Source organism: Pseudomonas sp. PGPPP4, from assembly GCF_002256045.1.
Taxonomy (GTDB): Bacteria; Pseudomonadota; Gammaproteobacteria; order Pseudomonadales; family Pseudomonadaceae; genus Chryseomonas; species Chryseomonas oryzihabitans.
This window is the reverse complement of the sequence record NZ_NKID01000008.1, coordinates 126,234-151,452: the sequence shown is the minus strand read 5'-3', so window position 1 is coordinate 151,452 and position 25,219 is coordinate 126,234. Positions and strand designations below refer to the sequence as shown.

23 protein-coding genes, 1 tRNA gene and 1 pseudogene are annotated in these 25,219 nt (G+C 64.5%); 4 read left to right on the top strand and 21 right to left on the bottom strand.

Going from position 1 to position 25,219, the window contains the following annotated elements:
* Positions 1 to 28: 28 nt before the first annotated feature.
* From fliG to uvrB, 20 genes and pseudogenes are all read right to left on the bottom strand, one after another.
* Positions 29 to 1,039, bottom strand: coding sequence for a flagellar motor switch protein FliG (gene fliG, locus CFE50_RS15595; RefSeq protein WP_144959477.1), 1,011 nt, complete (start codon positions 1,037 to 1,039; stop codon positions 29 to 31).
* Entirely contained in the window at positions 1,026 to 2,834 is a 1,809-nt protein-coding gene (gene fliF, locus CFE50_RS15590) for a flagellar basal-body MS-ring/collar protein FliF (RefSeq protein WP_027601686.1), read from the bottom strand. The genes fliG and fliF overlap by 14 nt, the downstream gene beginning before the upstream one ends.
* A gap of 14 nt (positions 2,835 to 2,848) precedes the next feature.
* Entirely contained in the window at positions 2,849 to 3,190 is a 342-nt protein-coding gene (gene fliE / locus CFE50_RS15585) for a flagellar hook-basal body complex protein FliE (RefSeq protein WP_007160386.1), read from the bottom strand.
* A gap of 144 nt (positions 3,191 to 3,334) precedes the next feature.
* Entirely contained in the window at positions 3,335 to 3,637 is a 303-nt protein-coding gene (locus CFE50_RS15580) for a ComEA family DNA-binding protein (RefSeq protein WP_286734776.1), read from the bottom strand.
* A 59-nt stretch (positions 3,638 to 3,696) separates the two neighbouring features.
* Positions 3,697 to 4,611 (bottom strand): dTDP-4-dehydrorhamnose reductase, encoded by a 915-nt coding sequence (gene rfbD, locus CFE50_RS15575; RefSeq protein WP_042132995.1) that lies wholly within the window; start codon positions 4,609 to 4,611, stop codon positions 3,697 to 3,699.
* A complete protein-coding gene (gene rfbC / locus CFE50_RS15570) occupies positions 4,608 to 5,144 on the bottom strand; it encodes a dTDP-4-dehydrorhamnose 3,5-epimerase (protein ID WP_007160389.1) in 537 nt (178 codons plus the stop codon). Before rfbC ends, rfbD begins: the two co-directional genes overlap by 4 nt.
* Entirely contained in the window at positions 5,144 to 6,025 is an 882-nt protein-coding gene (gene rfbA, locus CFE50_RS15565) for a glucose-1-phosphate thymidylyltransferase RfbA (RefSeq protein ID WP_007160390.1), read from the bottom strand. Before rfbA ends, rfbC begins: the two co-directional genes overlap by 1 nt.
* Positions 6,026 to 6,097: 72 nt before the next feature.
* A complete protein-coding gene (gene rfbB / locus CFE50_RS15560; protein ID WP_027597984.1) occupies positions 6,098 to 7,162 on the bottom strand; it encodes a dTDP-glucose 4,6-dehydratase in 1,065 nt (354 codons plus the stop codon).
* A 221-nt stretch (positions 7,163 to 7,383) separates the two neighbouring features.
* The gene (locus CFE50_RS15555; RefSeq protein WP_286734773.1) at positions 7,384 to 9,366 is read right to left on the bottom strand and encodes a polysaccharide biosynthesis protein; all 1,983 of its coding nucleotides are present in this window, start codon (positions 9,364 to 9,366) and stop codon (positions 7,384 to 7,386) included.
* A 10-nt stretch (positions 9,367 to 9,376) separates the two neighbouring features.
* Positions 9,377 to 10,423: an MraY family glycosyltransferase gene (locus CFE50_RS15550; RefSeq protein ID WP_286734919.1), complete on the bottom strand. Its 1,047-nt coding sequence runs from the start codon at positions 10,421 to 10,423 to the stop codon at positions 9,377 to 9,379.
* Positions 10,423 to 11,397 carry an NAD-dependent epimerase/dehydratase family protein gene (locus tag CFE50_RS15545; RefSeq protein WP_108581166.1) on the bottom strand — a complete coding sequence of 325 codons (975 nt, stop codon included), beginning with the start codon at positions 11,395 to 11,397 and terminating at the stop codon, positions 10,423 to 10,425. Before CFE50_RS15545 ends, CFE50_RS15550 begins: the two co-directional genes overlap by 1 nt.
* 140 nt (positions 11,398 to 11,537) lie before the next feature.
* Positions 11,538 to 11,759 (bottom strand): hypothetical protein, encoded by a 222-nt coding sequence (locus tag CFE50_RS15540; protein WP_007160395.1) that lies wholly within the window; start codon positions 11,757 to 11,759, stop codon positions 11,538 to 11,540.
* Between the two features lie 244 nt (positions 11,760 to 12,003).
* Positions 12,004 to 12,291, bottom strand: coding sequence for an integration host factor subunit beta (gene ihfB / locus CFE50_RS15535; RefSeq protein ID WP_007160396.1), 288 nt, complete (start codon positions 12,289 to 12,291; stop codon positions 12,004 to 12,006).
* Positions 12,292 to 12,477: 186 nt separating this feature from the next.
* A complete protein-coding gene (gene rpsA, locus CFE50_RS15530) occupies positions 12,478 to 14,157 on the bottom strand; it encodes a 30S ribosomal protein S1 (protein ID WP_007160397.1) in 1,680 nt (559 codons plus the stop codon).
* Positions 14,158 to 14,297: 140 nt separating this feature from the next.
* Positions 14,298 to 14,984 carry a (d)CMP kinase gene (gene cmk / locus CFE50_RS15525; protein ID WP_007160398.1) on the bottom strand — a complete coding sequence of 229 codons (687 nt, stop codon included), beginning with the start codon at positions 14,982 to 14,984 and terminating at the stop codon, positions 14,298 to 14,300.
* 20 nt (positions 14,985 to 15,004) lie between these two features.
* Positions 15,005 to 15,928, bottom strand: a pseudogene (locus tag CFE50_RS15520) (prephenate dehydrogenase/arogenate dehydrogenase family protein); the annotation flags it as partial.
* Positions 15,921 to 17,033, bottom strand: a complete 1,113-nt coding sequence (hisC, locus tag CFE50_RS15515; protein ID WP_077172420.1) for a histidinol-phosphate transaminase — start codon at positions 17,031 to 17,033, stop codon at positions 15,921 to 15,923. The gene hisC and the pseudogene CFE50_RS15520, both read right to left, overlap by 8 nt.
* A 113-nt stretch (positions 17,034 to 17,146) precedes the next feature.
* Positions 17,147 to 17,758 (bottom strand): YitT family protein, encoded by a 612-nt coding sequence (locus tag CFE50_RS15510; protein ID WP_007160401.1) that lies wholly within the window; start codon positions 17,756 to 17,758, stop codon positions 17,147 to 17,149.
* A 60-nt stretch (positions 17,759 to 17,818) separates the two neighbouring features.
* Positions 17,819 to 19,300 (bottom strand): glutamate--tRNA ligase, encoded by a 1,482-nt coding sequence (gene gltX, locus CFE50_RS15505; RefSeq protein ID WP_058791659.1) that lies wholly within the window; start codon positions 19,298 to 19,300, stop codon positions 17,819 to 17,821.
* A 78-nt stretch (positions 19,301 to 19,378) separates the two neighbouring features.
* Complete coding sequence (gene uvrB, locus CFE50_RS15500; protein ID WP_027597992.1) at positions 19,379 to 21,388, bottom strand: excinuclease ABC subunit UvrB; 2,010 nt, start codon at positions 21,386 to 21,388, stop codon at positions 19,379 to 19,381.
* A gap of 247 nt (positions 21,389 to 21,635) precedes the next feature.
* On the opposite strand from uvrB, the gene CFE50_RS15495 reads away from it, so the two are divergent.
* On the top strand, positions 21,636 to 22,838 hold the full coding sequence (locus tag CFE50_RS15495) for an amino acid aminotransferase (RefSeq protein ID WP_286734764.1): 1,203 nt from the start codon (positions 21,636 to 21,638) through the stop codon (positions 22,836 to 22,838).
* Between the two features lie 82 nt (positions 22,839 to 22,920).
* Positions 22,921 to 22,996, top strand: a tRNA-Asn gene (locus CFE50_RS15490).
* 84 nt (positions 22,997 to 23,080) lie between these two features.
* Here the strand turns inward: CFE50_RS15490 and CFE50_RS15485 are convergent.
* On the bottom strand, positions 23,081 to 23,455 hold the full coding sequence (locus CFE50_RS15485) for a response regulator (RefSeq protein WP_286734762.1): 375 nt from the start codon (positions 23,453 to 23,455) through the stop codon (positions 23,081 to 23,083).
* 265 nt (positions 23,456 to 23,720) lie between these two features.
* On the opposite strand from CFE50_RS15485, the gene CFE50_RS15480 reads away from it, so the two are divergent.
* Positions 23,721 to 24,734 (top strand): sensor histidine kinase, encoded by a 1,014-nt coding sequence (locus CFE50_RS15480; RefSeq protein WP_286734759.1) that lies wholly within the window; start codon positions 23,721 to 23,723, stop codon positions 24,732 to 24,734.
* A 78-nt stretch (positions 24,735 to 24,812) separates the two neighbouring features.
* Positions 24,813 to 25,151 carry a zinc ribbon domain-containing protein YjdM gene (locus CFE50_RS15475; protein ID WP_286734756.1) on the top strand — a complete coding sequence of 113 codons (339 nt, stop codon included), beginning with the start codon at positions 24,813 to 24,815 and terminating at the stop codon, positions 25,149 to 25,151.
* Positions 25,152 to 25,219 lie beyond the last annotated feature (68 nt).

The window sequence follows — 25,219 nt, the reverse complement described above, 5'->3', positions numbered from 1 at the left end:
CAAAGCACAGGCCAACCCCGGCAAGCCGTCAGACCATTTCCTCGCCACCCTTGCCGCCCAGAACGATCTCGCCGGCATCGGCCATGCGACGAGCGACGGCGAGGACCTCCTTCTGCGCGCCCTCTACCTCGGACAGTCGCACCGGCCCCTTGGCTTCCAGGTCGTCGCGCAGCAGCTCGGCCGCGCGCTTGGACATGTTGCGGAAGAACTTCTCCTTGATGCCGTCGTCGGCGCCCTTGAGCGCCAGCACCAGCACATCGGAAGACACCTCGCGCAGGAGCGCCTGGATGCCGCGGTCGTCGACATCGGACAGGTTGTCGAAGACGAACATCAGGTCCTCGATCTGCCCCGACAGATCCTGGTCCGCATCGCGGATCGCATCCATCAGCGGGCCTTCGACCGAGCTGTCCAGGTAGTTCATGATGTCGGCGGCGCGCTTCACGCCGCCCAGGGCGGTACGGGTGGTGCTGGCGCTGCCGGAGAACTGCTTCTCCAGGATCAGGTTCAGCTCCTTGAGCGCCGCCGGTTGCACGGTGTTCAGCGAGGAAACGCGCAGGACGATGTCCAGGCGCACCTTGTGATCGAAGTGACCGAGCACCTCGGCCGCCTGGTCCGGGTCCAGATAGGCCACCACGATGGCCTGGATCTGCGGGTGTTCGTAGCGGATCACGTCCGCCACCGCCCGCGGCTCCATCCACTTCAGGCTGTCCAGGCCGCTGGTGTTGCCGCCCAGCAGGATGCGGTCGATCAGGCCGCTGGCCTTGTCCTCGCCCAGGGCCTGGGTGAGCATCTTGCGGATGTAGCCGTCGGCGCCCACGCCCAGGCTGGTCTGGTCGCCCACCACCTCGATGAAGTCGCCCAGTACCCGCTCGACCTGCTCGCGGTTGACGTTGCGCATCTGCGCCATGGCGGTACCGACCTTCTGTACCTCCTTGGGTCCCATGTGGCGCAGGATCTGCGCGGCATCGGCCTCACCCAGCGACAGGAGGAAGATCGCGGCCTTCTCGACCTTGGAAAGTTGCGCGTCATTCGTCGCCATTGATCCAATCCTTCACTACCTGGGCGACACGGCCCGGATCATCGTTGACCAGCTGCTTGATGGCGGTCAGTTGAGCGTCATAACCCTCGCTGGGGCTGGGCAGCAACAGCGGCGCAGGACCGGCCAGGCTCACCTTGTCGTCGGCCAGATCGTCCGACAGCCCATCCAGACCACCGGCACCCAGGGCACCGGCACCACCGGCAGCGGCCAGGGCAGCGGCGTCCTTGGTGTTGCCGCCGGACAGGTTCTTCAGCACCGGACGCAGCACCCCAAAGACTAGCACCAGGATGAAGAGGACGCCGAGGGCCTGCTTGACCACACCCCAGAACCAGGGCTGCTGGTAGAAGGGGATGCTCTCGATCTCTTCCTGCTGCACCGGGGCGAAGGGCGCATTGATCACGCTCACGCTGTCGCCACGGCTGGCGTCGAAGCCCACAGCATCCTGCACCAGACGGGTGAAGCGAGCCAGGTCTTCGGTGGTCCAGGGCTGGTGGCTGACCTTGCCGGCAGCATCGACCTTGACCTGGTCGTCCAGTACCACGGCGACGGAAAGCCGACGCAGACGACCCTGCTGCTGACGGGTGTAGCTGATGCTGCGGTCCAGTTCGTAGTTGCGGGTGTTCTGCTCACGCTTGTCGGTCGGGTACGGCAGGGTCGCCGGCAGGCTGGTCTTGCTGTCGTAGATGAACTGGTCATTGGCGTCGCGCAGCGGCTGGCCGGGAGCGATGTAGTTCGCACCGCCACCCTGGGCACCGGCCTTTTCCGGGGTCGAGGACGGACCGGGCGGCTGGTTGGACAGGGCCCCCGGCACGCCCTGGGCGCCGCCGCCGGAAGTCTGACGCTGCTCGCTGTTCTGTTGCTCGCTGCGCAGCGCCGGCTGATCCGGGTTGAACTGCTCGGAGGTCGACTCCACGGCATTGAAGTCCACGTCGGCGGCCACCTCGGCCTTGAAGCGGCCATTGCCCACCACCGGTTGCATGATGTTCTGCACGCGCTGGGTCAGGGAGCCTTCCATCTTGCGGGTGTAGTCCAGTTGCTTGCCGGCGATCGACAGCTCGGAAAGATTCTGCTGGTCGGACAGCAGCTGACCCTTCTGGTCGACGATGGTGACCTGGGACTTGTCCAGTTCCGGCACGCTGGTGGCGACCAGGTTGATGATGGCCATGACCTGACCGGCATCCAGGGTACGGCCAGGGTACATCTCTACCAGTACCGAGGCGCTCGGCTTGCGCTCGTCACGAACGAACACCGAACTCTTCGGGATCGCCAGGTGCACCCGGGCGCCCTTGATGTTGTTGAGGCTGGAAATGGTCCGGGCCAGTTCGCCTTCCAGGCTGCGACGGTAGTTGGCCGCTTCCATGAACTGGCTGGTGCCCAGCGGCTGCTCCTTGTCCAGCAGCTCGAAGCCGACGTTGCCATCGGAGGCGGTGATGCCGGCCGCGGCCATCTTCATGCGCGCCCGGCCGAGGTCATCGGACTTGACCAGCAGGGCACCGGAATTCGGATCGACCTTGTAGCCGATGTCGGCCGCGCCCAGGGCCTGCAGCACCTGGTTGGCGTCGAGACCGTTCATGCTGGTGTACAGCGGCCGATAGTCCGGCTGCTGGGTCCAGAGCACCACGGCGAAACCCAGGGCGACGCTGGCGGCCAGGCCGATCAGCAGCCCCATCTGCCGCAGCAGCGGCATGTCGGACAGGTTGTCGAGAAAGCTGAGACCCAGCAGCGACTTCTTGGGCTTGTCTTCAGCCGCAGGTTGGGTCGTCGGGACGGGTGCGTTGGTAAGAGCGTCAGCCATTTTCTAGACCGTCCTCAAATCGACATTTGCATGATGTCTTGGTACGCCTGCACGAACTTGTTGCGTACCTGGGTCAAGGCCTGCACGGAGACGCTAGCCTTCTGCGAAGCGATCATGACTTGAGTGAGGTCGACGCCGCCCTGACCCAGCTCGAAGGCCTTGGCCAGCTCGCCGGCGGTCTGCTGGGTTTCGTTGACGGAGCCCACGGCCTTGCTGAGCATGTCGGCGAAGCTCGGACCCTGGACCTGTTCCGCGCCGGCAGCCGGAGCTACGACGGCTTTCGACCGGGCCATGGCTTCGGTCTGCATGGAACGCATTTCCAGCATCAACCGATTGAACTCGACACCTTGAACCATTTGCTCTGCTCCTCTGGCACGGGAAATTGACGCCGTACCCACTCGTGTCAGAGATAGAGCAATGCCTGTGCCAGATCCTAAAAATCCAGCGAAAACAATGGCTTGGTAAAAAGGTGCCGAGAACTGACTAAAGTTTGCCGAAAATCACTCGACGCTGAGGCGGTCGCGGTTGCGCTGCAGCAGGGCCTTGCCGATCCCCTTGACCTCGAGCAGCTCGTCCACCGAGGCAAAGGCGCCATGGGCTTGGCGATGGTCGACGATCGCCTGGGCCTTGACGGCCCCTATCCCCCGCAGCCCTTGCAGCGCGGTGGCGTCGGCGACATTGATGTTCAGAGGCGCCAGGCTGGCCGTCGAGGCTGGCTTGGTTGCAGCCCCCGGGCCGGACTCGCAGGCATTGGCCCAGGAGCCGAACAGAGCGAGCAAGGTGACTATCCAGACGAATCTCATAGAGGAACCTCCGTGTTCCGCTGTTTGATTCGCAGAGCTTAACGCAACGGGTCAGGCGGTCAACTCACCAGCGAGCCCGCCTGGGCACGCTCGGTCCGCAGCGCCAGCAGGGTCTGGCGAACGCCCTGGCGCCAGTCGCTGGGCGGGATGCCGAAGCGCTGCTCCAGCGCGCTGGAATCCAGCATGGAATAGGCCGGACGCTTGGCCAGGGTCGGAAATTCGGAGGTGGCGATGCCGGTGATGAGCGGCGCCCGCTCCAGCATGCCCAGCTCCTGGCCGGCGTCGATGATGTAGCGCGCGAAGTCGCACCAGCTCAGGCCGCTGTCACCGCCGAAGTGATAGAGGCCGTAGGCGGTCTGCTCAGGCTGAGCATGAGCCTGGGCGGCGATCTGCAGCAGGGCGTCGGCGATATGGCCAGCGTAGGTCGGGCAACCCACCTGATCACTCACCACCCGCAGTTCGTCGCGATCGGCAGCGAGCCGCAGCATGGTCTTGAGGAAGTTGTTGCAGTGTTCGCTGAACACCCAGGCGGTTCTCAGCACCACCGAGCGCGGGCAGGCGGAGAGCACGCGATTCTCCCCTTCCAGCTTGGTCATGCCGTAGACCCCGGACGGGCTGACCGGATCCTCGACCTGATAGGGTTCGGTGGCGGTGCCGTCGAACACGTAGTCGGTGGACAGGTGCAGCAGCGCGATGCCGGCGGCGCCGCAGGCCTGGGCAAGCACCGCAGGGCCTTCGATATTGCCGCGGGCAGCGATCTCCGGCTCCTGCTCGGCCTTGTCGACCGCCGTGTAGGCGGCCGCGTTGATCACGACGTCGGGAGCGAATCGCTCGAGATGGCTGGTTACCGAGCCTTCGTCAGCGATATCCAGAGTGGCACGTCCATGGGCCTCCCATGCCAGTTCTGAACGCTGAAGACGATCGGTCAGACAACGTCCGACCTGACCGTTCGCTCCGGTAACCAGTATCTTCATCTATACAGCTCCGCCAATCGAAGGCCTTGTGCATCTTTGGCGGACAGGATGGGATCCGTAACCCGCCAGTCGATATTCAGATCCGGATCATTCCAGATCAAAGACCCTTCATCAGAGGGATCGTAATAATCTGTGCACTTGTATTCAAAATCAGCGGTTTCCGACAGCACCACGAAGCCGTGGGCCAGACCCGGCGGTATCCAGAGCTGACGCTTGTTGTCTTCCGAGAGGATCTCGGCGACCACGTTGCCGAAGGTGGGCGAACCGCGACGGATGTCGACGGCCACGTCCAGCACTTCGCCACGCACGACACGCACCAGCTTGCCTTGCGGCTTGCTGCGCTGGAAGTGCAGGCCACGCAGCACGTTGCGGGCGGAACGCGAGTGGTTGTCCTGCACGAACGCCAGGGTGATCCCCGCCTGCTCGGCATAGCGCTCCGCCTGGAAGGATTCCAGGAAGAAGCCGCGGTCGTCACCGAAGACCTTGGGTTCGATCAGCTTGACGTCCGGGATCGCGGTTTCGAAGACCTGCATCAGTCCTGCTCCTTGCACAGACGCGCCAGGTACTGGCCATAACCGGTCTTGCTCAGGGCTTCGGCCTGCAGCGCCATCTGCTCGCAGGTGATCCAGCCTTTCTGGAAGGCGATTTCCTCGAGGCAGGCGACCTTCAGCCCCTGACGCTTCTCGATGGTCTGGACGAAGTGGCCGGCTTCCAGCAGGGCGTCGTGGGTACCGGTATCCAGCCAGGCGAAACCACGGCCAAGCAGGGAGACGTTCAGCGAGCCGCGGCGCAGGTACTCGTTGTTGACGTCGGTGATTTCCAGCTCGCCGCGGGGCGACGGCTTGATGTTGGCGGCGATATCCAGCACGTCGTTGTCGTAGAAATACAGACCGGTGACGGCGTAGTTGGACTTCGGCTTCTTGGGCTTCTCTTCGATGCTCAGGGCCTTGCCCTGCTCGTCGAACTCGACCACACCGAAACGCTCGGGGTCGGCGACGTAGTAGCCGAACACGGTGGCGCCTTTCTCCACGCTCGCGGCCTTGAGCAGCGTCTCGCTGAAGCGCTGGCCGTAGAAGATGTTGTCGCCGAGGACCAGGCAGACGTTGTCATCGCCGACGAATTCGCGACCGATGATGAAGGCCTGGGCCAGGCCGTCCGGGCTGGGCTGCTCGGCATAGCTCAGCTGCATGCCGAAGTGGCTGCCGTCGCCGAGCATGCGCTGGAAGCCGGGCAGGTCGGCAGGCGTCGAGATGATCAGCACTTCCTGGATACCGGCCAGCATCAGCACGGACAGCGGATAGTAGATCATGGGTTTGTCGTAGATCGGCAGCGACTGCTTGGACACGCCCAGGGTAATGGGGTGCAAACGGGTACCGGAGCCACCGGCCAGCAGAATTCCCTTGTATTTGCTCATGGCAATCGTCCTCTGAAAATTGACTGTTGCTGTCGGTCGGACACGCCCACGGGCGTGTCCGCGATAGGATCGTTAAACGGCTTCGCCGAGACGCTCGAGGCGGTAGGCGCCGGACAGCACCCGCTGCCACCACTCGCGATTGTTCAGGTACCAGGTGACGGTCTTGCGCATGCCGGTCTCGAAGGTCTCTGCCGGCGTCCAGCCCAGCTCGCGGCCGATCTTGCTGGCATCGATGGCGTATCTCATGTCGTGACCGGGACGATCCTTGACGAAGGTGATCAGGTCGCGATAGCGCTCGACGCCCTCGGGCTTCTGCGGCGCCAGCTCTTCGAGCAGGTCGCAGATGGTCTCGACGACCTGCAGGTTGCGCTTCTCGTTGTGACCGCCGATGTTGTAGGTCTCACCGACCTCGCCCTGGGTCACCACGGTGTAGAGGGCGCGGGCATGGTCTTCGACGAACAGCCAGTCACGCACCTGGGAGCCGTCGCCATAGATCGGCAGCGGCTTGCCATGGATGGCATTGAGAATGACGTGGGGGATCAGCTTCTCGGGGAAGTGATAGGGGCCGTAGTTGTTCGAGCAGTTGGTCACCAGAACCGGCAGGCCGTAGGTCCGGCCCCAGGCGCGCACCAGATGGTCGCTGCCGGCCTTGCTGGCCGAATAGGGCGAGCTCGGAGAATAGGGGGTGGTCTCGGTGAAGAGGTCGTCGGTGCCGTGCAGGTCGCCGTATACCTCGTCGGTGGAGATGTGGTGGAACCGGAAGGCCGCCTTGGCTTCTGGCGCCAGCTCGTTCCAGTAGGCACGGGTCACTTCCAGGATGACGCCGGTACCGACCACGTTGGTCTGGATGAAGGCGGCAGGGCCCTCGATGGAGCGGTCCACGTGGGACTCGGCAGCCAGGTGCATGACCACGTCGGGCTGGAAGGACGTGAAGACCTGCTGCAGCGCGGCGAAATCGCAAATGTCCACCTGGTGGAATTCGTAGCGGTCGGAGTCGGCGACTTCGGCCAGGGAATCCACGTTACCGGCGTACGTCAGCTTGTCGACGTTGGCAACCTTGCATTGGGTTTCGTTGATAAGAAAACGTACTACGGCGGAACCAATGAAACCCGCGCCACCTGTTACCAGTACCTTCATCCTGAATCCTGCCTATATCGATTTGTACATCATCGCGCCCGGCGCTGCGGGCGAGACATCGGAGGACGGCGCAGCCATCCCTGGCTCGGGTCACAGCTACAGCTATGCACCCAAAGACCTGAGTTAAACAGTGGCAGGAAAAGAAAGTTCAGCCTAGCGGGGGGAGGCTGCCGCTTCTGTGCTCGGCTTCAAATCCAGGCCGAAAGAAAGCGTGGACGGGATCACTCGATGGATCGCTTGCCGTGCAGCCAGTCGACGATATCGCCTTCGGGGGAATAGCCGGCGACGACGTCCCGCAGCAGTTGCCGGACGCGGAGGTAATCACCCGCATCGATCGCGCGACTGAGCTCGACGAGGGCGGCTCGGAAGGCCTCCCAGGCCAGGAAGTCTTCGCTCGCACGCATGATCTTGGGATGGGACGTCGGACTCACGTCGTCACCGATGAGCAACTCTTCATAGAGCTTTTCGCCGGGGCGCAGGCCGGTGAACTCGATGGCGACATCGCCATGAGGGTTGGCCGGCGAACGCACGCTCAGACCCGACAGCTTGATCATCTGCTCGGCCAGCTCGACGATGCGCACCGGCTCGCCCATGTCCAGCACGAAGACGTCGCCGCCCTCGCCCATGGCGCCGGCCTGGATGACCAGCTGAGCGGCCTCGGTGATGGTCATGAAGAAGCGGGTGATCTTGGGATGGGTGACGGTGACCGGCCCGCCCTTGCGGATCTGCGTGCGGAACAGCGGGATGACCGAACCGGACGAACCCAGCACGTTGCCGAATCTCACCATGGTGAAGCGGGTGCGATTGACCTGGTGGATACCGTCGGCCTGGCCGTACAGCACGGGCGCCGCTTCGCGACTGAGCGCCTGCAGGATCATCTCGGCCAGGCGCTTGGTGCTGCCCATGATGTTGGTGGGCCGTACCGCCTTGTCGGTGGAGATCAGCACGAAGCTGGTGACGCCGGCCTGGATGGCCGCCTGGGCGGCATTCAGGGTCCCCAGGACGTTGTTGCCGAACCCTTCGGCGATGTTGTGCTCGACCATGGGCACGTGCTTGTAGGCCGCCGCATGGTAGAGGGTGGCCACCTTCCAGTGCCGCATCACCTGCAGGAGCAGCGGAGCGTTGCGGATGGAGCCCAGCACCGGCACCAGGGTAACCGGCAGGGCTTCGCGCTGGAGATGGGCGTCCAGCTCGCGATGGATGCTGTAGAGATTGAATTCGGCGTGGTCGAGCAGGATCAGGGTGCGCGGTTTCTGGCCGATGATCTGCCGGCACAGTTCGGAACCGATGGACCCCCCTGCCCCGGTCACCATCACCACCTGACCGGTGATGCAGCGCGCGAACAGCTCGGGCCGGGGCGTGACCGGATCCCGTCCCAGCAGGTCGGCGATATCGACCTCCTGGAGGTCGTCCACCTGTACCTTGCCGCAGGCCAGGTCGCTGATCCGCGGCACGGTTCTGACGTGCAGCGGATAGGGTTCCAGCAGGCCGAGCACCTCGCGCCGCCGTGCCCGGGTGGCAGAGGGAATCGCCAGGAGGATCTCTTCGGCACCCGTCTCGTCGATCATCTGCTGGATGTGCTTGGGGGTGTAGACCTTGAGCCCGGCGATGATGCGATTGGCGATGCTCTTGTCGTCGTCGATGAAGGCCACCGGACGCATGGCGCGACCCATGCGCAGCGCCGCGACCAGCTGGTTGCCCGCCGAGCCGGCGCCATAGATGGCGACCCGCGGCAGCTCGTCCGGCTGCTTGATGAAGGGCACCGTGATGGCGCGATACCAGTCGCCCAGAAAGTACTGGCGCAGCGCGAGACGCAGGCCGCCGATCAGGATCAGGCTGACGATCCAGTAGTTGAAGATCATCGAGCGCGGGACGATCTCCGGTAGATCGCGATACCAGTAGATGACCACCGACAGCAGCAGTGTCGACAGCGTCACCGCCTTGGCGATGGCGATCAGGGCATCGTTGCCCAGGTAGCGCATGACCGCGCGGTACATGCCGAAGCGGATGAACAGGGGAATGGCGATGGCCGGCGCGGTGATGAACAGCCAGGCATGCCCGCTGAAAGGCTCGATCATCTGCACGGAGCCCAGGCGCAGATAGAAGGCCAACCAGAGCGAAAGCCAGATCAGCAGGAGGTCGACCGCGACCTGGATGACTCTCTTGGTACGCCGGTTCAGCTTGACCAGATGGTCACGCAACATGTCAGTGTCCCTAATCCCTGAATCCCGTGGACTGCGCAGCCATGGCTACCTCATCGGTCCCAGCATGGTATCGGAGGGCCAGGCAAAGCAAGGGCCCATAGGCAAGCAAGAGCCCCAGTATGGCACTTAAAAGCCCCAGCCCCACCAGCAAAGCGATAGGCAGCAACCAGAACAGGTTGATGGCCTGCACCGCCAGGGTCACCGGCCGATGGGCGCCATGCCGCCGCGAGGCCCACTGGTAGGCGTGGGTGCGATGGGCCTCGTAGGGTTTCTTGCCCCGACTCAGACGCCGCAACAGGGTCCAGGTCGCATCGACCACGAAGACGCCGAGCAGGATCAGCCAGGCCCAGAACAGCGACAGCTCGATCAGCGCCGCCTGCAAGGACAGCATGCCGAGGATCAGGCCGAGAAAGCCACTGCCCACATCGCCCATGAAGATGCGCGCCGGCGGGAAGTTCCAGCACAGGAACCCCCCTACGGCCGCGGCCAGCAGCAGAGGCGCACCCAGCAAGGTCCCATGGCCGGTCATGGCATAGATCAGCGCCATGCCCAGACAGACGACGAGCGCTTCGCCGCCGGCGATGCCGTCGATGCCATCCATGAAGTTGTAGAGATTCAGCAGCCAGACCAGATAGAGGACGCCCAGGGTCATCACCAGCCAGTCGGGCAATCCCAGCACCGCGGAGAGCTGCGCCGGCAAGGCGCCATAGCCGCCCAGCCACACCAGCGCAGCGATCGCGGCCAGGAAATGGCCGAGCAGACGCCAGCCGGCGCCCACGTGCCGATGATCGTCGATGAACCCGAGCACGGCCACCAGCAGCCCCGCCCCTATCAGGACGCCGCAGGAAACCGGATCAAGCTGTCCCAGCAGGCGCAGCACGACACAACCGAGCACGAACGTTACGACGATCGCCAGACCACCGCCGCGGGGCGTCGCCACCTGGTGCGAACTGCGGGCGTTGGGCTCGTCGAGCAGGCCGCCGGACAGGGCGTAGCGACGGAGCGCCGCCGTGCCCAGCCAGCTGCAGCCACCGGTCAGGAGCAAGAGCAGTAGCATCATCTGCGCCCCTCCGCAGCGGCCCACTGCGCCCCCAGCGCACGCAAGCCGGCTCGCGCCGACACGGGGGGCTGCCAGCCCAGCAGGGTCTTGGTGGGTCGGATGTCGACCTGCAGTGAACCACAGAGGCGTTGCGCCACCTCGCCTCGGCCCAGCAGTCGGGCACCCCGTTCGAGCCAGGCGGGCGGAACGGCGATCAGCCTGGGCTTGCGACCCAAGCCTTCACCGAGCAATTCGAGCAGCTCGGCGGTGGAAATATCTTCATCGTCGCTGACCAGCAGGATGGCGCCAGCGGCCTCAGGCGCGGTGATGCACAGGATCAACAGATCGAGCAGGTTCTCCAGCGCCAGCAGGCTACGCCTGTTGTGCCGAACGCCCCCCAGGGGCAGCGGCACGCCCCGCGCCAGGGTGTCCAGCAGGCGCGCCACATTGGCCTTTACCCCGGGTCCGTAGATCAGTGGGGGGCGCACGATGACCACCTCCAGTCCGGTCTCGGCCATCAGCGCCAGCAGTTGCCGCTCGGCCGCCGCCTTGGAACGTGCGTAGGCATCGGTGGGCGCAGGCTGGTCGTCGGCGCGAAAAGGCTTGCCGGGGAGGGTCCAGTCGCCATTGACCTTGATGCTGCTGACAAAGATGAGGCGACGGACGCCGGCAGCCTGGGCGTCCCGGGCCAGCTTGAGGGTCGCGGCCCGATTCACCTCGTCGTAGCGCGCCTCGCTGGCGGCCCCTGGCTGCTCGCCCAGCTGGTGGACGTGGGCCGCGAGGTGGATGACGGTGTCCACCCCTGCCAGAGGCGCGGACCAGTCGGTAGCGGCGGAGAGATCGCGGAGCACCGGAATGACCCCACCATCAACCGCGGCGGCTGTCGGCCGGCGTTGCGCGGCGACCACCGGATAACCCCGGGTCTGCAGCTGCCGAACCAGGGCCGCGCCGACGAAGCCCCCCGCCCCTGTCACCAGAATCTTGCGTTCCATCAATGCGTTGCGCCGTGCCAGTCAGCCAGGAAAGGGCGCTTATGGTAAGACATTGCCCCGCAGGGGCCTAGCGACGCAAAACGCAGGCATAAAAAAGCCCGCCGAACCTGAGCGCGGCGGGCCGAAAAAACGTGAGAACCTTAGAAGGTCTTGGCGGAAGTCTGGACTTCAACGGCCTGGAAGCGCGCGGCCGGCTGGGCGACGTAGTGGCGCGAGAAGCTCTCGACGCGCTGAGCGGGCTGCAGGAACAGGGCAACCATCCAGCTACCGGCCAGAGCGGCTACAGCCAGGAAAGGGTGACCGAGTTGCATGCTGGTGAAGCAGGCGGCGATACCGATCCAGATGAAAAGATAGTGGCGCATGACAACTTCCTCACTCGGCGTGGACTACGAGGTCACCCAAGACCTTATGTGAAGGAAGTCTCATACAAAAATCGGAACTCGTCTACAAAAAAATCAAAAAGACTTGACTTTTTTTGTAAACGTCAAAAATCCGCTAGTGGCTTGCTCGATAACGCTTTTTTGACGACCGCAACAGAAACTAAAAATACAGAGAAATCAGTGGTTTGCCAGAAAGCAGCGGACAAAGGAAAAAGGGGCGACGGCTTTATGGCTCCAGCTCATTGACCCTGTCTCTCAACTCCTTGCCAGGCTTGAAGTGCGGGACGAACTTGCCGTCCAGCAGCACCGACTCGCCGGTCTTGGGATTGCGTCCGGTACGGGGAGCCCGATAGTGCAGCGAGAAGCTGCCAAAGCCCCGAATCTCGATACGGTCCCCGGTGGAAAGCGCCTGGGCCATCTGCTCCAGCATGGTCTTGATCGCCAGCTCGACATCCCTGGACGACAGCTGCCCCTGATAGGAAACGATGCGCTCGATCAACTCCGACTTGGTCATGGATTTTTCCTTCGTTATCAAGCGGCTAGATCACCTTCAAGGACTTTTAGCACGCTGGCCTATTTTTGAAAAGTCAAGCCGGCGGCTTCACCTCCACAACTTTTTACGGGCCGTGACCACCCTGCCCGCTTTCTTCCGGACAAAAAAAAGCGACCCCGAAGGGTCGCCTTTTATTCAAGCTCGAACTTAGTTCTGGCTTTCCATCTGCGCCTTGATCAGGTCGCCGATGGTGGTGGGGCCAGCAGCAGGCTCTTGCTTGCTACGCAGGGAGCTCATGGCTTCCTTCTCGTCGTCGACGTCCTTGGACTTGACGGAGAGGCTGATCACGCGGCTCTTGCGATCGATGCTGATGATCTTGGCTTCGACTTCGTCGCCTTCCTTCAGCACGTTACGGGCGTCTTCGACGCGGTCACGGCTGATTTCGGACGCCTTCAGGACGCCTTCGATCTCGTTGGCCAGGGTGATGACAGCGCCCTTGGCATCGACTTCCTTGACGGTACCGCGCACGATTGTGCCTTTCTCGTTCAGGGAGGCGTAGTTGGAGAACGGATCGTCTTCCAGCTGCTTGATGCCCAGGGAGATGCGCTCGCGCTCCGGGTCGACCGACAGGATCACGGTGTCCAGCTCGTCACCCTTCTTGAAGCGACGCACGGCTTCTTCGCCGGTTTCGTTCCAGGAGATGTCGGACAGGTGTACCAGGCCGTCGATACCGCCTTCCAGACCAATGAAGATACCGAAATCGGTGATCGACTTGATGGTGCCGGAGATGCGGTCGCCCTTGTTGAACTGACCCGAGAACTCTTCCCACGGGTTAGCGCGGCACTGCTTGATGCCCAGGGAGATACGACGACGCTCTTCGTCGATATCCAGGACCATGACTTCCACTTCGTCGCCGACCTGAACGACCTTGGACGGGTGGATGTTCTTGTTGGTCCAGTCCATTTCGGACACGTGCACCAGGCCTTCCACGCCCTCTTCCAGCTCGGCGAAGCAGCCGTAGTCGGTGAGGTTGGTGACGCGCGCCTGAACGCGGGTGCCTTCCGGGTAACGGGCCTTGATGGCGACCCACGGATCTTCGCCCAGCTGCTTCAGACCCAGGGAGACGCGGTTGCGCTCGCGGTCGAACTTCAGCACCTTGACGTCGATCTCGTCGCCGACGTTGACGATTTCCGACGGATGCTTGATGCGCTTCCAAGCCATGTCGGTGATGTGCAGCAGGCCGTCTACGCCGCCCAGGTCGACGAACGCACCGTAGTCGGTGAGGTTCTTGACGATACCCTTGACTTGCTGGCCTTCCTGCAGGGATTCCAGCAGAGCTTCACGCTCGGCGCTGTTCTCGGCTTCCAGGACGCTACGACGGGAAACGACAACGTTGTTGCGCTTCTGGTCCAGCTTGATGACCTTGAACTCGAGTTCCTTGCCTTCCAGGTGGGTGGTGTCACGCACCGGACGGACATCGACCAGGGAGCCCGGCAGGAACGCGCGGATGCCGCTGACGTCGACGGTGAAACCGCCCTTGACCTTGCCGTTGATGACACCCTTGACCACTTCGTCGGCGCTGAACGCGGCTTCCAGGACCAGCCAGGACTCGGCGCGCTTGGCCTTTTCGCGAGACACTTTGGTTTCGCCGAAACCGTCTTCGACGGCATCCAGGGCTACGTGGACTTCGTCACCCACGTTGATGGTCAGCTCGCCTTGTTCGTTGTAGAACTGCTCGAGCGGAACCAGGCCTTCGGATTTCAGGCCGGTATCGACCACAACCCAGTCGCCATCGATCGACACCACGGTGCCGACGATGATGGCGCCCGGCTGCATGTCGAGGGATTTCAGACTTTCTTCAAAGAGTTCTGCGAAGCTTTCGCTCATGTTCATACCTGTTGTATGGATACCCGATGTATCCGGCTACCGCATGACCAGCCCATGCGGGGTGAGTGGTTACCATCCGGCTGCCGGGATGCGACTGGTTCCCGGCAGCTTTCACCGACGACTCGGATGAGTCTCGGCCTTCATCCCGCCAGGTCGCGCTCGGCGGCCAGGGTCAGGATGCGTTCCAATACCTGTTGTATGGAGAGATGCGTGGAATCCAGCTCGACGGCATCGTCGGCCGGCTTGAGCGGAGCAACGCTACGCTGACTATCGCGGGCGTCCCGCTCACGGATCTCTTCCAGGAGGGCAGGCAAGCTAACATTTTCGCCCTTCTGCTTCAACTGAAGATAACGCCTCTGTGCCCGTTCCTCGGCACCGGCGGTCAGAAAGATCTTCAGCTCGGCGTCCGGGAACACCACGGTGCCCATGTCGCGACCGTCGGCGACCAGACCGGGCGCCTCACGGAAGGCCTGCTGGCGCTGCAGCAGGGCATCGCGCACGGCCGGCAGGGTGGCGACCTGGGAGGCACCGGCGCCGACTTCCTCGGTCCGGATGACGTCGGTGACGTCCTCGCCTTCGAGAATGATGCGCTGGCCGTGCTCATGCCCGGCAAGGAACTGGACGTCCAGATGGGCCGCCAGCAGCTTGAGCGACTCCTCGTTGGTGTAGTCCACGCCATGGTTGCGCGCAGCGAAGGCCAGCAGGCGATAGAGCGCGCCGGAATCCAGCAGATTCCAGCCCAACTGACGGGCGACCAGCGCCGCAAGGGTGCCCTTCCCCGAACCGCCGGGACCATCGAGGGTGATGACGGGTGCGGTACTGCTCATGAGTGCCCCTCCGTAAGAGAATGATGGGCGGCGACCTGGGCGCCGGCCTGGGTACGACTGGCGAGGATGCGCCCGAAATATTCGCGTGCGCCGCGCGCATGGGTCAGCACCTCCATGAGGAACTGACCATCGCCGGCCTGGATGGCGCCACGCAGTTCGTCGAGATCGGCGCGATAGGTGTCCAGGGCCTGCAGCACGGCTTCGCGATTGGCGATGAAGATGTCGTGCCACATGGTCGGATCGCTGCCGGCGATGCGGGTGAAGTCGCGGAAGCCGCCGGCGGCATAGTGGAAGATCTCGCGGTTCTCGCTGCGCTTGGCCAGGGAGTCCACCAGATTGAAGGCCAGCAGATGCGGCAAATGGCTGGTCGCGGCGAGGACCTGGTCGTGGTGCTCGACGGTCATGTGCTCGACATCGGCCCCTATGGCGCGCCAGAGCCGATCGACCTTGTCCAGATCGGCCGGCAGGGTCTCTTCCAGCGGTGTGAGGATGACCTTGTGACGATTGAACAGCGCCGCGTTGGCCGCCGTCACGCCGCTGCGTTCGGAGCCGGCGATGGGATGACCCGGCACGAAGCGCAGCGACTGGCCGGCGAAGGCCTGACGCGCGGCGCGCACCACGTTGCCCTTGGCGCTGCCGACGTCGGTGAGGATGGCGCCCTGCAGCGGCAGGGCCGCAAGCTCGGCCAGCACCCGCTCCATAGCCAGGATGGGCACGGCGAGCTGGATGACGTCGGCACCCGGGCAGGCCTCGGCCAGCTCGGCGACGCAGCGGTCGACGACGCCCAGCTCGACCGCCAACCGGCGGGTCTCCGGATCGCGATCGATCCCGACCACCTCACGGCAGAGGCCGCTGGCGCGGGCGCCCTTGGCGAAGGAGCCGCCGATCAGGCCCAGGCCGACAACGACGAGACGTTCGATCAGGGGGGTGGCCACTTCAGCCACGACCCAGGACCTTGCTCAGCGCCGCCAGGAAACGGGCATTTTCCGCTTCGGTGCCGATGGAGACGCGCAGGAAGGTGGGCATGCCATAGCCGGCGACGGGCCGCACGATGACGCCCTCCTGCAGCAGCCCCTGATTGATCGGCGCAGCGTCGCGCCCCAGGTCCACGGCGATGAAATTGCCACGGGAGGGAATCCACTTGAGGTCGAGATCGCGGAAACCGGCTTCCAGCTGGGCCATGCCGGCATCGTTGAGCGCCCGGCTGCGGGCCAGGTAGTCGCTGTCGGCCAGGGCCGCACAGGCCGCGGCCTGGGCCAGGCTGTTGACATTGAACGGCTGGCGCACCCGGTTGAGGACATCGGCCACGGTCGGCGAGGAGAAGGCATAGCCGACGCGCAGGGCGGCCAGGCCATAGGCCTTGGAAAAGGTCCGCGAGACGATGAGGTTGGGGTACTGGGCCAGGAACGCCAGGCCGTCCGGCAACTCGTCGCCTTCGGCGTATTCGATGTAGGCCTCGTCCAGCACCACCAGGACATGCTCGGGGACGCGGGCGAGGAAGCGTGCCAGGGCCTCGCTGTCGAACCAGGTACCCGTGGGGTTGTTGGGATTGGCGACAAAGACCACCCGGGTGTCGGCATCGATGGCAGCGAGCATGGCCTCGAGGTCATGCCCGTAGTCCTTGGCCGGGACGCTACGGCCTTCGGCACCGATCGCCAGGGTCACCAGTGGATAGACGGCGAAGGCATGCTCGCTGAACACGGCGTTGTAGCCGGGCGCCAGGTAAGCACGGGCGACCAGTTCGAGGATGTCGTTGGAGCCGTTGCCCAGGGTGATGCCGTTGGCGGCCACACCGAACCTCTGGCTCAGGGCCTGCTTGAGGTCGAAGCCGCCGCCATCGGGATAGCGGGTCAGCTCGGCCAGTTCGGCGCGGATGGCCTCGAGCGCCTTGGCACTGGGGCCGAGGGGATTCTCGTTGCTGGCGAGCTTGACGATGCTGGCGGGCGCCAGGCCCAGTTCGCGGGCCAGTTCATCGACGGGCTTGCCGGGCACGTAGGGCGAGAGTTTCTGTACGCCGGGAAGGGCTAGTGCCAGGAAATCGCAGCTCATGGAGACCTCTTCAACTTGCGATGACGACGGCTGGGCCGCCGAAAATGGGCGCCATCTTAAAGCCAAGGCGGGTCGCGGACCAATCGAAGTTGCGCCTGCGCGACGGAAAGCCCCTAGCTGATGGCGCTGTAACGCCCCGGCCGATGGTTGATCGCCAGGGTCAGATTGAGGATCACGGCGCCCAGGATGGAGACGAGGATGGCACCTGGCTCGACGACCCACAGCGCCAGCAGGACGATCAGGCAATCGATGCCCATCTGCACCTTGCCCGCCCGCCAGCCATAGCGCTGTTGCAGATAGAGCACGGCGATGTTGATGCCGCCGAGGCTGGCCTGGTGGCGGAAGAGGATCAGCAGCCCCACGCCCATCAGTACGCCGCCCATCACGGCGGCATAGAGGGGTTGCAGGGCACTGAAGGCGACGAAGTGCGGGGTCAGCTCGGTGAGCAGCGACACCAGGGTCACAGCCGCCAGGGTCCGCAGGGTAAAGGCCCAGCCCATGCGCCGCACGGCCAGCCAGTAGAACGGCAGGTTGATGAGAAAGAACGCCTGCCCGAAGGAGAGGCGCGTGCCGTACTGGGCGAGAAAGGCCAGGCCCGCGGTACCGCCGGTGAGCAGGCCCGCGTGGCGATAGAGATTGACCGCCAGGGCGATCATCAGGGTCGCGCTGAGCAAGGCCAGCACGTCTTCGAGCAGATTGTGCCGCTGGGGAGTCACGGAAGTCATCGGGGCCATCCTGGCGCGAGGAGGAAGCCGACCCCGACGTCGGGGTCGGTCGGGCGACTGTCAGCCGAGTTCGGCCAGCAGCTTCTCCCACTCCTTGGTTTCCTTCTTGGAGGGCGCGCCCAGCAACTCGACCGCCTGGCGCAGGCGGAAGCGGGTGAGGTCCGGCCCGAGGATCTCCATGGCGTCGAGCACCGAGACCGAACTGGCCTGGCCAGTGATGGCGGCGAACAGCAGCGGCATGACGTCCCGCAGCTTGAGCTGCTGGTGCTCGGCGACCGCCTGAATCACCGCGGTGATGCGCTCCTTGTCCCACTGGCGCAGGGCTTCGAGCTTCCACAGCAGCAGCTGCATGACCAGGCGGACCTGGTCGGCGGACAGCTTCTTGTGCTGGAACAGCGCCGGATCCAGATTCAGGGCGCCGCTGAAGAAGAAGCCGGCCAGCGGGGCGATCTGGCTGAAGGTCTCGACCCGCTGTTGCACCAGCGGGGCGATCTTGAGCAGGTACTCGGGATTGAGCGCCCACTGCTGCACCTCGGCGGCGAAGCGCTCGGGGCTCAGCTCGCGCAGCCACTGGCCGTTGAGCCAGGAGAGCTTCTCGACGTCGAAGATGGGGCCGCCCAGGGAGACGCGCTGGAGGTCGAAGTGCTCGACCATCTCGTCCAGGGTGAATTTCTCGCGCTCGTCCGGCATGGACCAGCCCATGCGGCCGAGGTAGTTGAGCATGGCTTCGGGCAGGTAGCCCATGCGCTGATAGAAGGTCACCGAGGTGGGATTCTTGCGCTTGGAGAGCTTGCTCTTGTCCGGGTTGCGCAGCAACGGCATGTAGCACAGCTGCGGCTGCTCCCAGCCGAAGTATTCGTAGAGCTTGATCAGCTTGGGCGCCGAGGGCAGCCACTCTTCGCCACGCAGGACGTGGGTGATGCCCATCAGGTGGTCGTCGACCACGTTGGCGAGGAAGTAGGTGGGCAGGCCGTCGGCCTTCATCAGCACCTGCATGTCCATGCGATCCCAAGGGATCTCGACATCGCCGCGCAGCAGGTCGGGGACGACGCAGACACCCTCCTCCGGCACCTTCATGCGGATCACATAGGGCTGACCGGCGTCCAGGCGCTGCTGCACCTCCTCTTGGGTCAGGCGCAGACCGCGACCGTCATAGCGCGGGGTCTCGCCGCGCGCCTGCTGTTCGGCACGCATCTGGTCGAGCTCTTCGGGCGTGGCGAAGCAGTAGAAGGCATGGCCCTTCTCCACCAGCTCCCGGGCGTATTTCCAGTAGATCTCGCCGCGTTCGCTCTGCCGATAGGGACCATGGGGGCCACCGACGTCCGGGCCCTCGTCCCACTCGATGCCCAGCCAGCGCAGGGCGTCGTAGATCTGCTGTTCGGATTCGCGGGTCGAGCGGACCTGGTCGGTATCCTCAATGCGCAGGATGAACTGACCGCCGTGCTGACGGGCGAAGCAGAGGTTGAACAGGGCGATATAGGCGGTACCGACATGCGGGTCGCCAGTGGGCGACGGCGCGATGCGCGTGCGAACGGTGGTCATCGGCTTTCTCGAGAAACGCGAAGGGACAAAGGCGGAATGGTAGCAGCGCCAGCCCTGGCGCTGCCAGTTAAAGCGGGTTCAGACCTGGACCAGGCGCTCGCGCAGGGCCTGGATCTCGTCGCGCAGCTGGGCGGCGGACTCGAACTGCAGGTCGCGCGCCAGTTGCAGCATCTTCTCTTCGAGCTGGCGGATACGCTTGCCGATCTCGCTGGGCGAACGCAGTTCGGCGGCGTATTCGCCCTTGTCCTCGGCCGCCTTGGCCACCCGCCGCTTGCCCTTGGCACCCGGAGCCGCGGCGCCTTCCATGATGTCGCGGATGTCCTTCTTGATGCCCTGGGGCACGATGCCGTGTTCTTCGTTGAAGGCCAGCTGCTTGTTACGGCGGCGCTCGGTCTCGTCGATGGCACGCTGCATGGAGCCGGTGATGCTGTCGGCGTAGAGGATGGCCTTGCCGTTGAGGTTGCGCGCCGCCCGGCCGATGGTCTGGATCAGCGAGCGCTCGGAACGCAGGAAGCCCTCCTTGTCGGCGTCGAGCACCGCCACCAGGGAGACCTCGGGCATGTCCAGACCTTCGCGCAGGAGGTTGATGCCCACCAGGACGTCGAAGGTGCCCAGGCGCAGGTCGCGGATGATCTCCACCCGCTCCACGGTATCGATGTCCGAGTGCAGATAGCGCACCCGCACGTCGTGGTCGGCCAGGTAGTCGGTGAGGTCCTCGGCCATGCGCTTGGTCAGGGTGGTGCAGAGTACCCGCTCCTCCTGGGCCACCCGCAGGCGGATCTCGGAGAGCAGGTCGTCCACCTGGGTGGTGGCCGGGCGGATCTCGATCACCGGATCGACCAGGCCGGTGGGTCGTACCACCTGCTCGACCACGCGCCCGGCGTGTTCTTCCTCATAGGGCCCCGGGGTCGCCGAAACAAAGATGGTCTGGGGCGCACCGGCTTCCCATTCCTCGAACTTCAGTGGCCGGTTGTCCAGCGCCGAGGGTAGGCGGAAGCCGTATTCCACCAGGGTTTCCTTGCGCGAGCGGTCGCCCTTGAACATGGCGCCGATCTGCGGAACGGTGACGTGGGATTCGTCGATCACCAGCAGGGCGTTGCTCGGCAGGTAGTCGTAGAGGGTGGGTGGCGGCTCGCCCGGACCGCGCCCGGACAGGTAGCGGCTGTAGTTCTCGATGCCGTTGCAGTAGCCCAGTTCGAGGATCATCTCCAGGTCGAAGCGGGTGCGCTGCTCCAGGCGCTGGGCCTCGAGCAGACGATTCTGGCCGCGCAGCCATTCCAGGCGATCGGCCAGTTCCAGCTTGATGTTCTCGATGGCGCCCAGCAGGGTCTCGCGCGGCGTGGCGTAGTGGGTCTTGGGATAGAAGGTGAAACGCGGCAGCTTGCGGATCACCTCGCCGGTCAGGGGATCGAAGGCCGACAGGCTCTCCACCTCGTCGTCGAACAACTCGACGCGCACGGCTTCCAGGTCGGATTCCGCTGGGAAGATGTCGATGACGTCGCCGCGCACCCGGAAGGTGGCGCGGGCGAATTCCATGTCGTTGCGGCTGTATTGCAGCTCGGCCAGCCGGCGCAGGATGGTGCGCTGGTCGATGCGATCACCGCGGTCCAGGTGCAGCACCATCTTCAGGTAGGCCTCGGGACTGCCCAGGCCATAGATGGAGGACACCGAGGCGACGATGATGGCGTCCTTGCGCTCCAGCAGCGCCTTGGTGGCGGACAGGCGCATCTGCTCGATGTGGTCGTTGATGGACGAATCCTTCTCGATGAAGGTGTCCGACGAGGGCACGTAGGCTTCCGGCTGGTAGTAGTCGTAGTAGGAGACGAAGTACTCCACCGAGTTGTTCGGGAAGAAGGCCTTGAATTCGCCATAGAGCTGGGCGGCCAGGGTCTTGTTAGGCGCCAGCACCATGGTCGGGCGCTGCACCTGGGCGATGACGTTGGCGATGCTGAAGGTCTTGCCGGAGCCGGTCACGCCGAGCAGGGTCTGGTGCGACAGACCCGCCTCCAGGCCTTCCACCATCTGGCGAATGGCTTCGGGCTGGTCGCCGGCCGGGGTGTAGCGGGTGGAGAGCTGGAATGCGGACATGGCTGCCTCAATAGCGCGAAAATGCACGGACGACAGCGCGCCGACCGGGGGCCGGAGCGATGCGGACGAGGAAAGGACTGGAACCACCCAGATGAGGTCGCCAGCGCCCTTTTGCAATCTGCCCGCGTCGCCGCACGTCAGGAAAACTCCGACGGAGGTCGGGTCGCGATGGCGACTGCAGGGGGCTATACTTCCGCTTCCCGAGCGTTTCGCCCTTCCCTTCACCCCTCATTCGAGCCGCTGCCCCATGAGTTTGTTCTCCGCCGTCGAAATGGCACCCCGTGACCCCATCCTTGGCCTGAACGAGGCCTATAACGCCGATGCCCGTCCGCACAAGGTCAATCTGGGCGTGGGGGTCTACTACGACGAGCAGGGCCGCATCCCGCTGCTGCGCGCCGTGGCCGAGGCCGAGAAGCAGCGCGTAGCCGCCCAGGCGCCGCGTGGCTACCTGCCCATCGAGGGCATCGCCGCCTATGACCAGGCCGTGCAGCACCTGCTGTTCGGTGCCGAGTCGAGCCTGGTCCGCGACGGCCGCGCCATCACGGTCCAGGCCGTCGGTGGCACCGGCGCGTTGAAGATCGGCGCCGACTTCCTCAAGCGGCTGCTGCCGGATGCCATGGTCGCCATCAGCGACCCGAGCTGGGAAAACCACCGTGCGCTGTTCGAAAGCGCCGGCTTCCCCGTGCAGAACTATCGTTACTACGACGCGGCCAGCAACGGCCTGAATCGCGAAGGCTTCCTGGCCGATCTCCAGGCCTTGCCGGAGCGCTCGGTGGTGGTGCTGCACGCCTGCTGCCACAACCCCACCGGCGTCGATCTGCAGCCGGCCGACTGGCAGGCGGTGCTGGACGTGGTCAAGGCGCGCAACCTGGTGCCCTTCCTCGACATCGCCTATCAGGGCTTTGGCGACGGCATCGAGGAAGACGCCCAGGCCGTGCGCCTGTTCGCCGACTCCGGCCTGACCTTCCTGGTCTCCAGCTCCTTCTCCAAGTCCTTCTCGCTGTACGGCGAGCGGGTAGGCGCCCTGACCCTGGTCAGCGAGAGCCGCGAGGAAAGCGCCCGGGTGCTGTCCCAGGTCAAGCGCGTGATCCGCACCAACTATTCCAACCCGCCGACCCATGGCGCCACCATCGTCGCCACGGTGCTGAGCAATCCCGAGCTGCGCGCCCTCTGGGAAGCCGAGCTGGGCGAGATGCGCCAGCGCATACGCAGCATGCGCAACGCCCTGGTGGAAGGCCTGGCCGCCGCTGGCGCTACTCGCGACTTTGCCTTCGTGAACGCCCAGCGCGGCATGTTCTCCTACTCCGGCCTCACCGCCGAGCAGGTCGAGCGGCTGAAGAGCGAATTCGGCATCTATGCGGTCAGCACCGGACGCATCTGCGTGGCAGCGCTGAACGAGCGCAATCTGCCCCCGACCATCCAGGCCATCGCCGCGGTGCTCCAGGGCTAAGGCAGCCGCTTTGGCGGCGCCGTTTTCCGGTGTCGCCGAGGCTTGACTTCCCGTTATCTATCAGTAAGATACGCTCCGTTGTTCCGCGATAGCTCAGTCGGTAGAGCAAATGACTGTTAATCATTGGGTCCCTGGTTCGAGTCCAGGTCGCGGAGCCAAAATCTGAAAAGCCCGTAGCGGGTAACCGCTACGGGCTTTTTTCATGGGCGCGATTCACTCGACGCCACAGCGCTGACGGCTGCCTAGACGAGGTGCACCTGGGCTCCAGGCGTGGGGCAACTGCGGTGCAACGCCTCCAGGTCCCAGGGCTTGGGCAAAAAGGTCGCCCGCGCCGCGCGGGCGGGATTGTCGTCGCAATAGCCCGAGGTGATGACGATGGGCAGATTGGCCTGCCGCCCTCGCGCCTGCAGCGCCAGGTCGACGCCGCTCAGGACTCCCGGCATGCGCACATCGGTGAAGAGCAGATCCAGCTGCGGCTGCTCGTCTTGCAGAAAGGCACAGGCGGCGTCGGCGCTGCCGAAGGCATGCACCTGATAACCCCAGCCCTCGAACAATTCCTGCAGCAGATCGAGCAGGACAGGCTCATCTTCGGCGACCAATACGCGCTGGCGATTCATGAGCGGATCCTGTGATGGTTGAGACGCAATCGTTCGACCATAGCGTTTCGTTGCCGTCCTGCCCTGTACGACCAAGGGACAGCCTGTACAAGAAAATGCGCCTTGGGGAGCCTCGTCTCGGCAATTCCAGCCATGCCGGTGCAAGTCTTGTACAGGAGGCCGCCGTCGGGCTGGGCAGAGCCACCTTTGGGCCTGTCGTACCCCCCAAGCGAGACGGCTTTGCGTTAAGCTGGCGCCGCCGCCGTCTACTCCGCAGGTCAGAGCTTTGGATCCGTCGTCTCGTCGTCACTGGATCAGCGATCTCAGCAGCAGGATCCGCACTCGCCCGGCATTGGCCTACAGCCTCGCGCTGCTGGCGTTCGGCCTGGCCCTGGCGGCACGCTTCGCCCTGGTGGACGTCCTGCTGCAGGGCTTTCCCTACCTGACCTTCTTTCCCGCAGTCATCCTGACCGCCTTCTTCTGCGGCAGCGGCGCCGGTACCCTGTGCGCCGTGCTGTCCGGCCTGGCCGCCTGGTACTTCTTCATCCCGCCGGGCTGGACCTTCGTCGTCGGTCCCCAGGGCGCCCTGGCGCTGGCCTTCTATGTGGTCATCGTCAGCGTCGACATCGTGCTGATCCATTACATGCACACGGCCAGCGCCCGGCTGCGCGCCGAGCAGCAGGTGATCCGCGACCTCTACGACGTCCAGACCACGATGTTCCAGGAGTTGCAGCACAGGGTCGCCAACAACATCCAGTTCATCGCCTCGCTGCTCATGCTGCAGCAACTCAAGTTGCCCGGCGACAGCCAGGCGTCCCAGGCCCTGGAGGAGGCCCGCTCGCGACTGGAGAGCATTTCGCGTATCCACCGGCGCCTGCACGATCCGGCCGATGCCGATCAGCCGGTGGCCCACCACCTGCAGCTGCTGACCAGCGATCTGCTGGCCGCCGCGGGACAGGCCAACGTCTCCTGCGCCATCACCGCCGAACCGCTCAATTTCGACCTGCCCCGCCTGACCACCCTGTCGATGCTGGTGGCCGAGGTGGTGACCAACTCCCTCAAGCACGCCTTCGACGCCAGCCAGCGCGGCCTCATCAGCATCAGCCTGCAGCGCGGCGACGATCAGCAGCTGCTGTTGCGTATCGCCGACAACGGCCGCGGCATGCCGCAGCAGTTCAATCCGCGCACCAGCCAGCGCCTGGGCTTCAAGATCATCAACAGCCTGGCCGAACAGCTCGGCGGCGAGGCCCGCTACCGCAACGACAACGGCACCGTGGTCGAGGTACAGCTGGCCGCCTAGGCCCAGGGGGATCGAGTCCACCCGGACGCGCCTAAAACCCTATACAATGCGCGGCTTTTCCAGCCAGGTGCTCACACCATGACCGCTTTGCCGCCCTGCCCCCGCTGCGTTTCCGAATACACCTACGCCGACGGCGACCAGCTGATCTGCCCGGAATGCGCCCATGAATGGACGCCCGGCGACGCCGGCGCCGCGGACGAGGCCAAGGTGATCCGCGATGCGGTCGGCAATACCCTGCAGGACGGCGATACCGTCAGCGTGATCAAGGACCTCAAGGTCAAGGGCTCGTCGCTGGTGGTCAAGGTCGGCACCAAGGTCAAGAACATCCGCCTGGTCGACGGCGACCACGACATCGACTGCAAGATCGATGGCATAGGTGCGATGAAGCTCAAATCCGAGTTCGTCAAAAAGGTCTGATCGTCGTGCCGGGGTGTTCCCTGGCGGAGCGATGCCCTACCCTTGAGGCTCTTTTTTTCCTGCCAAGG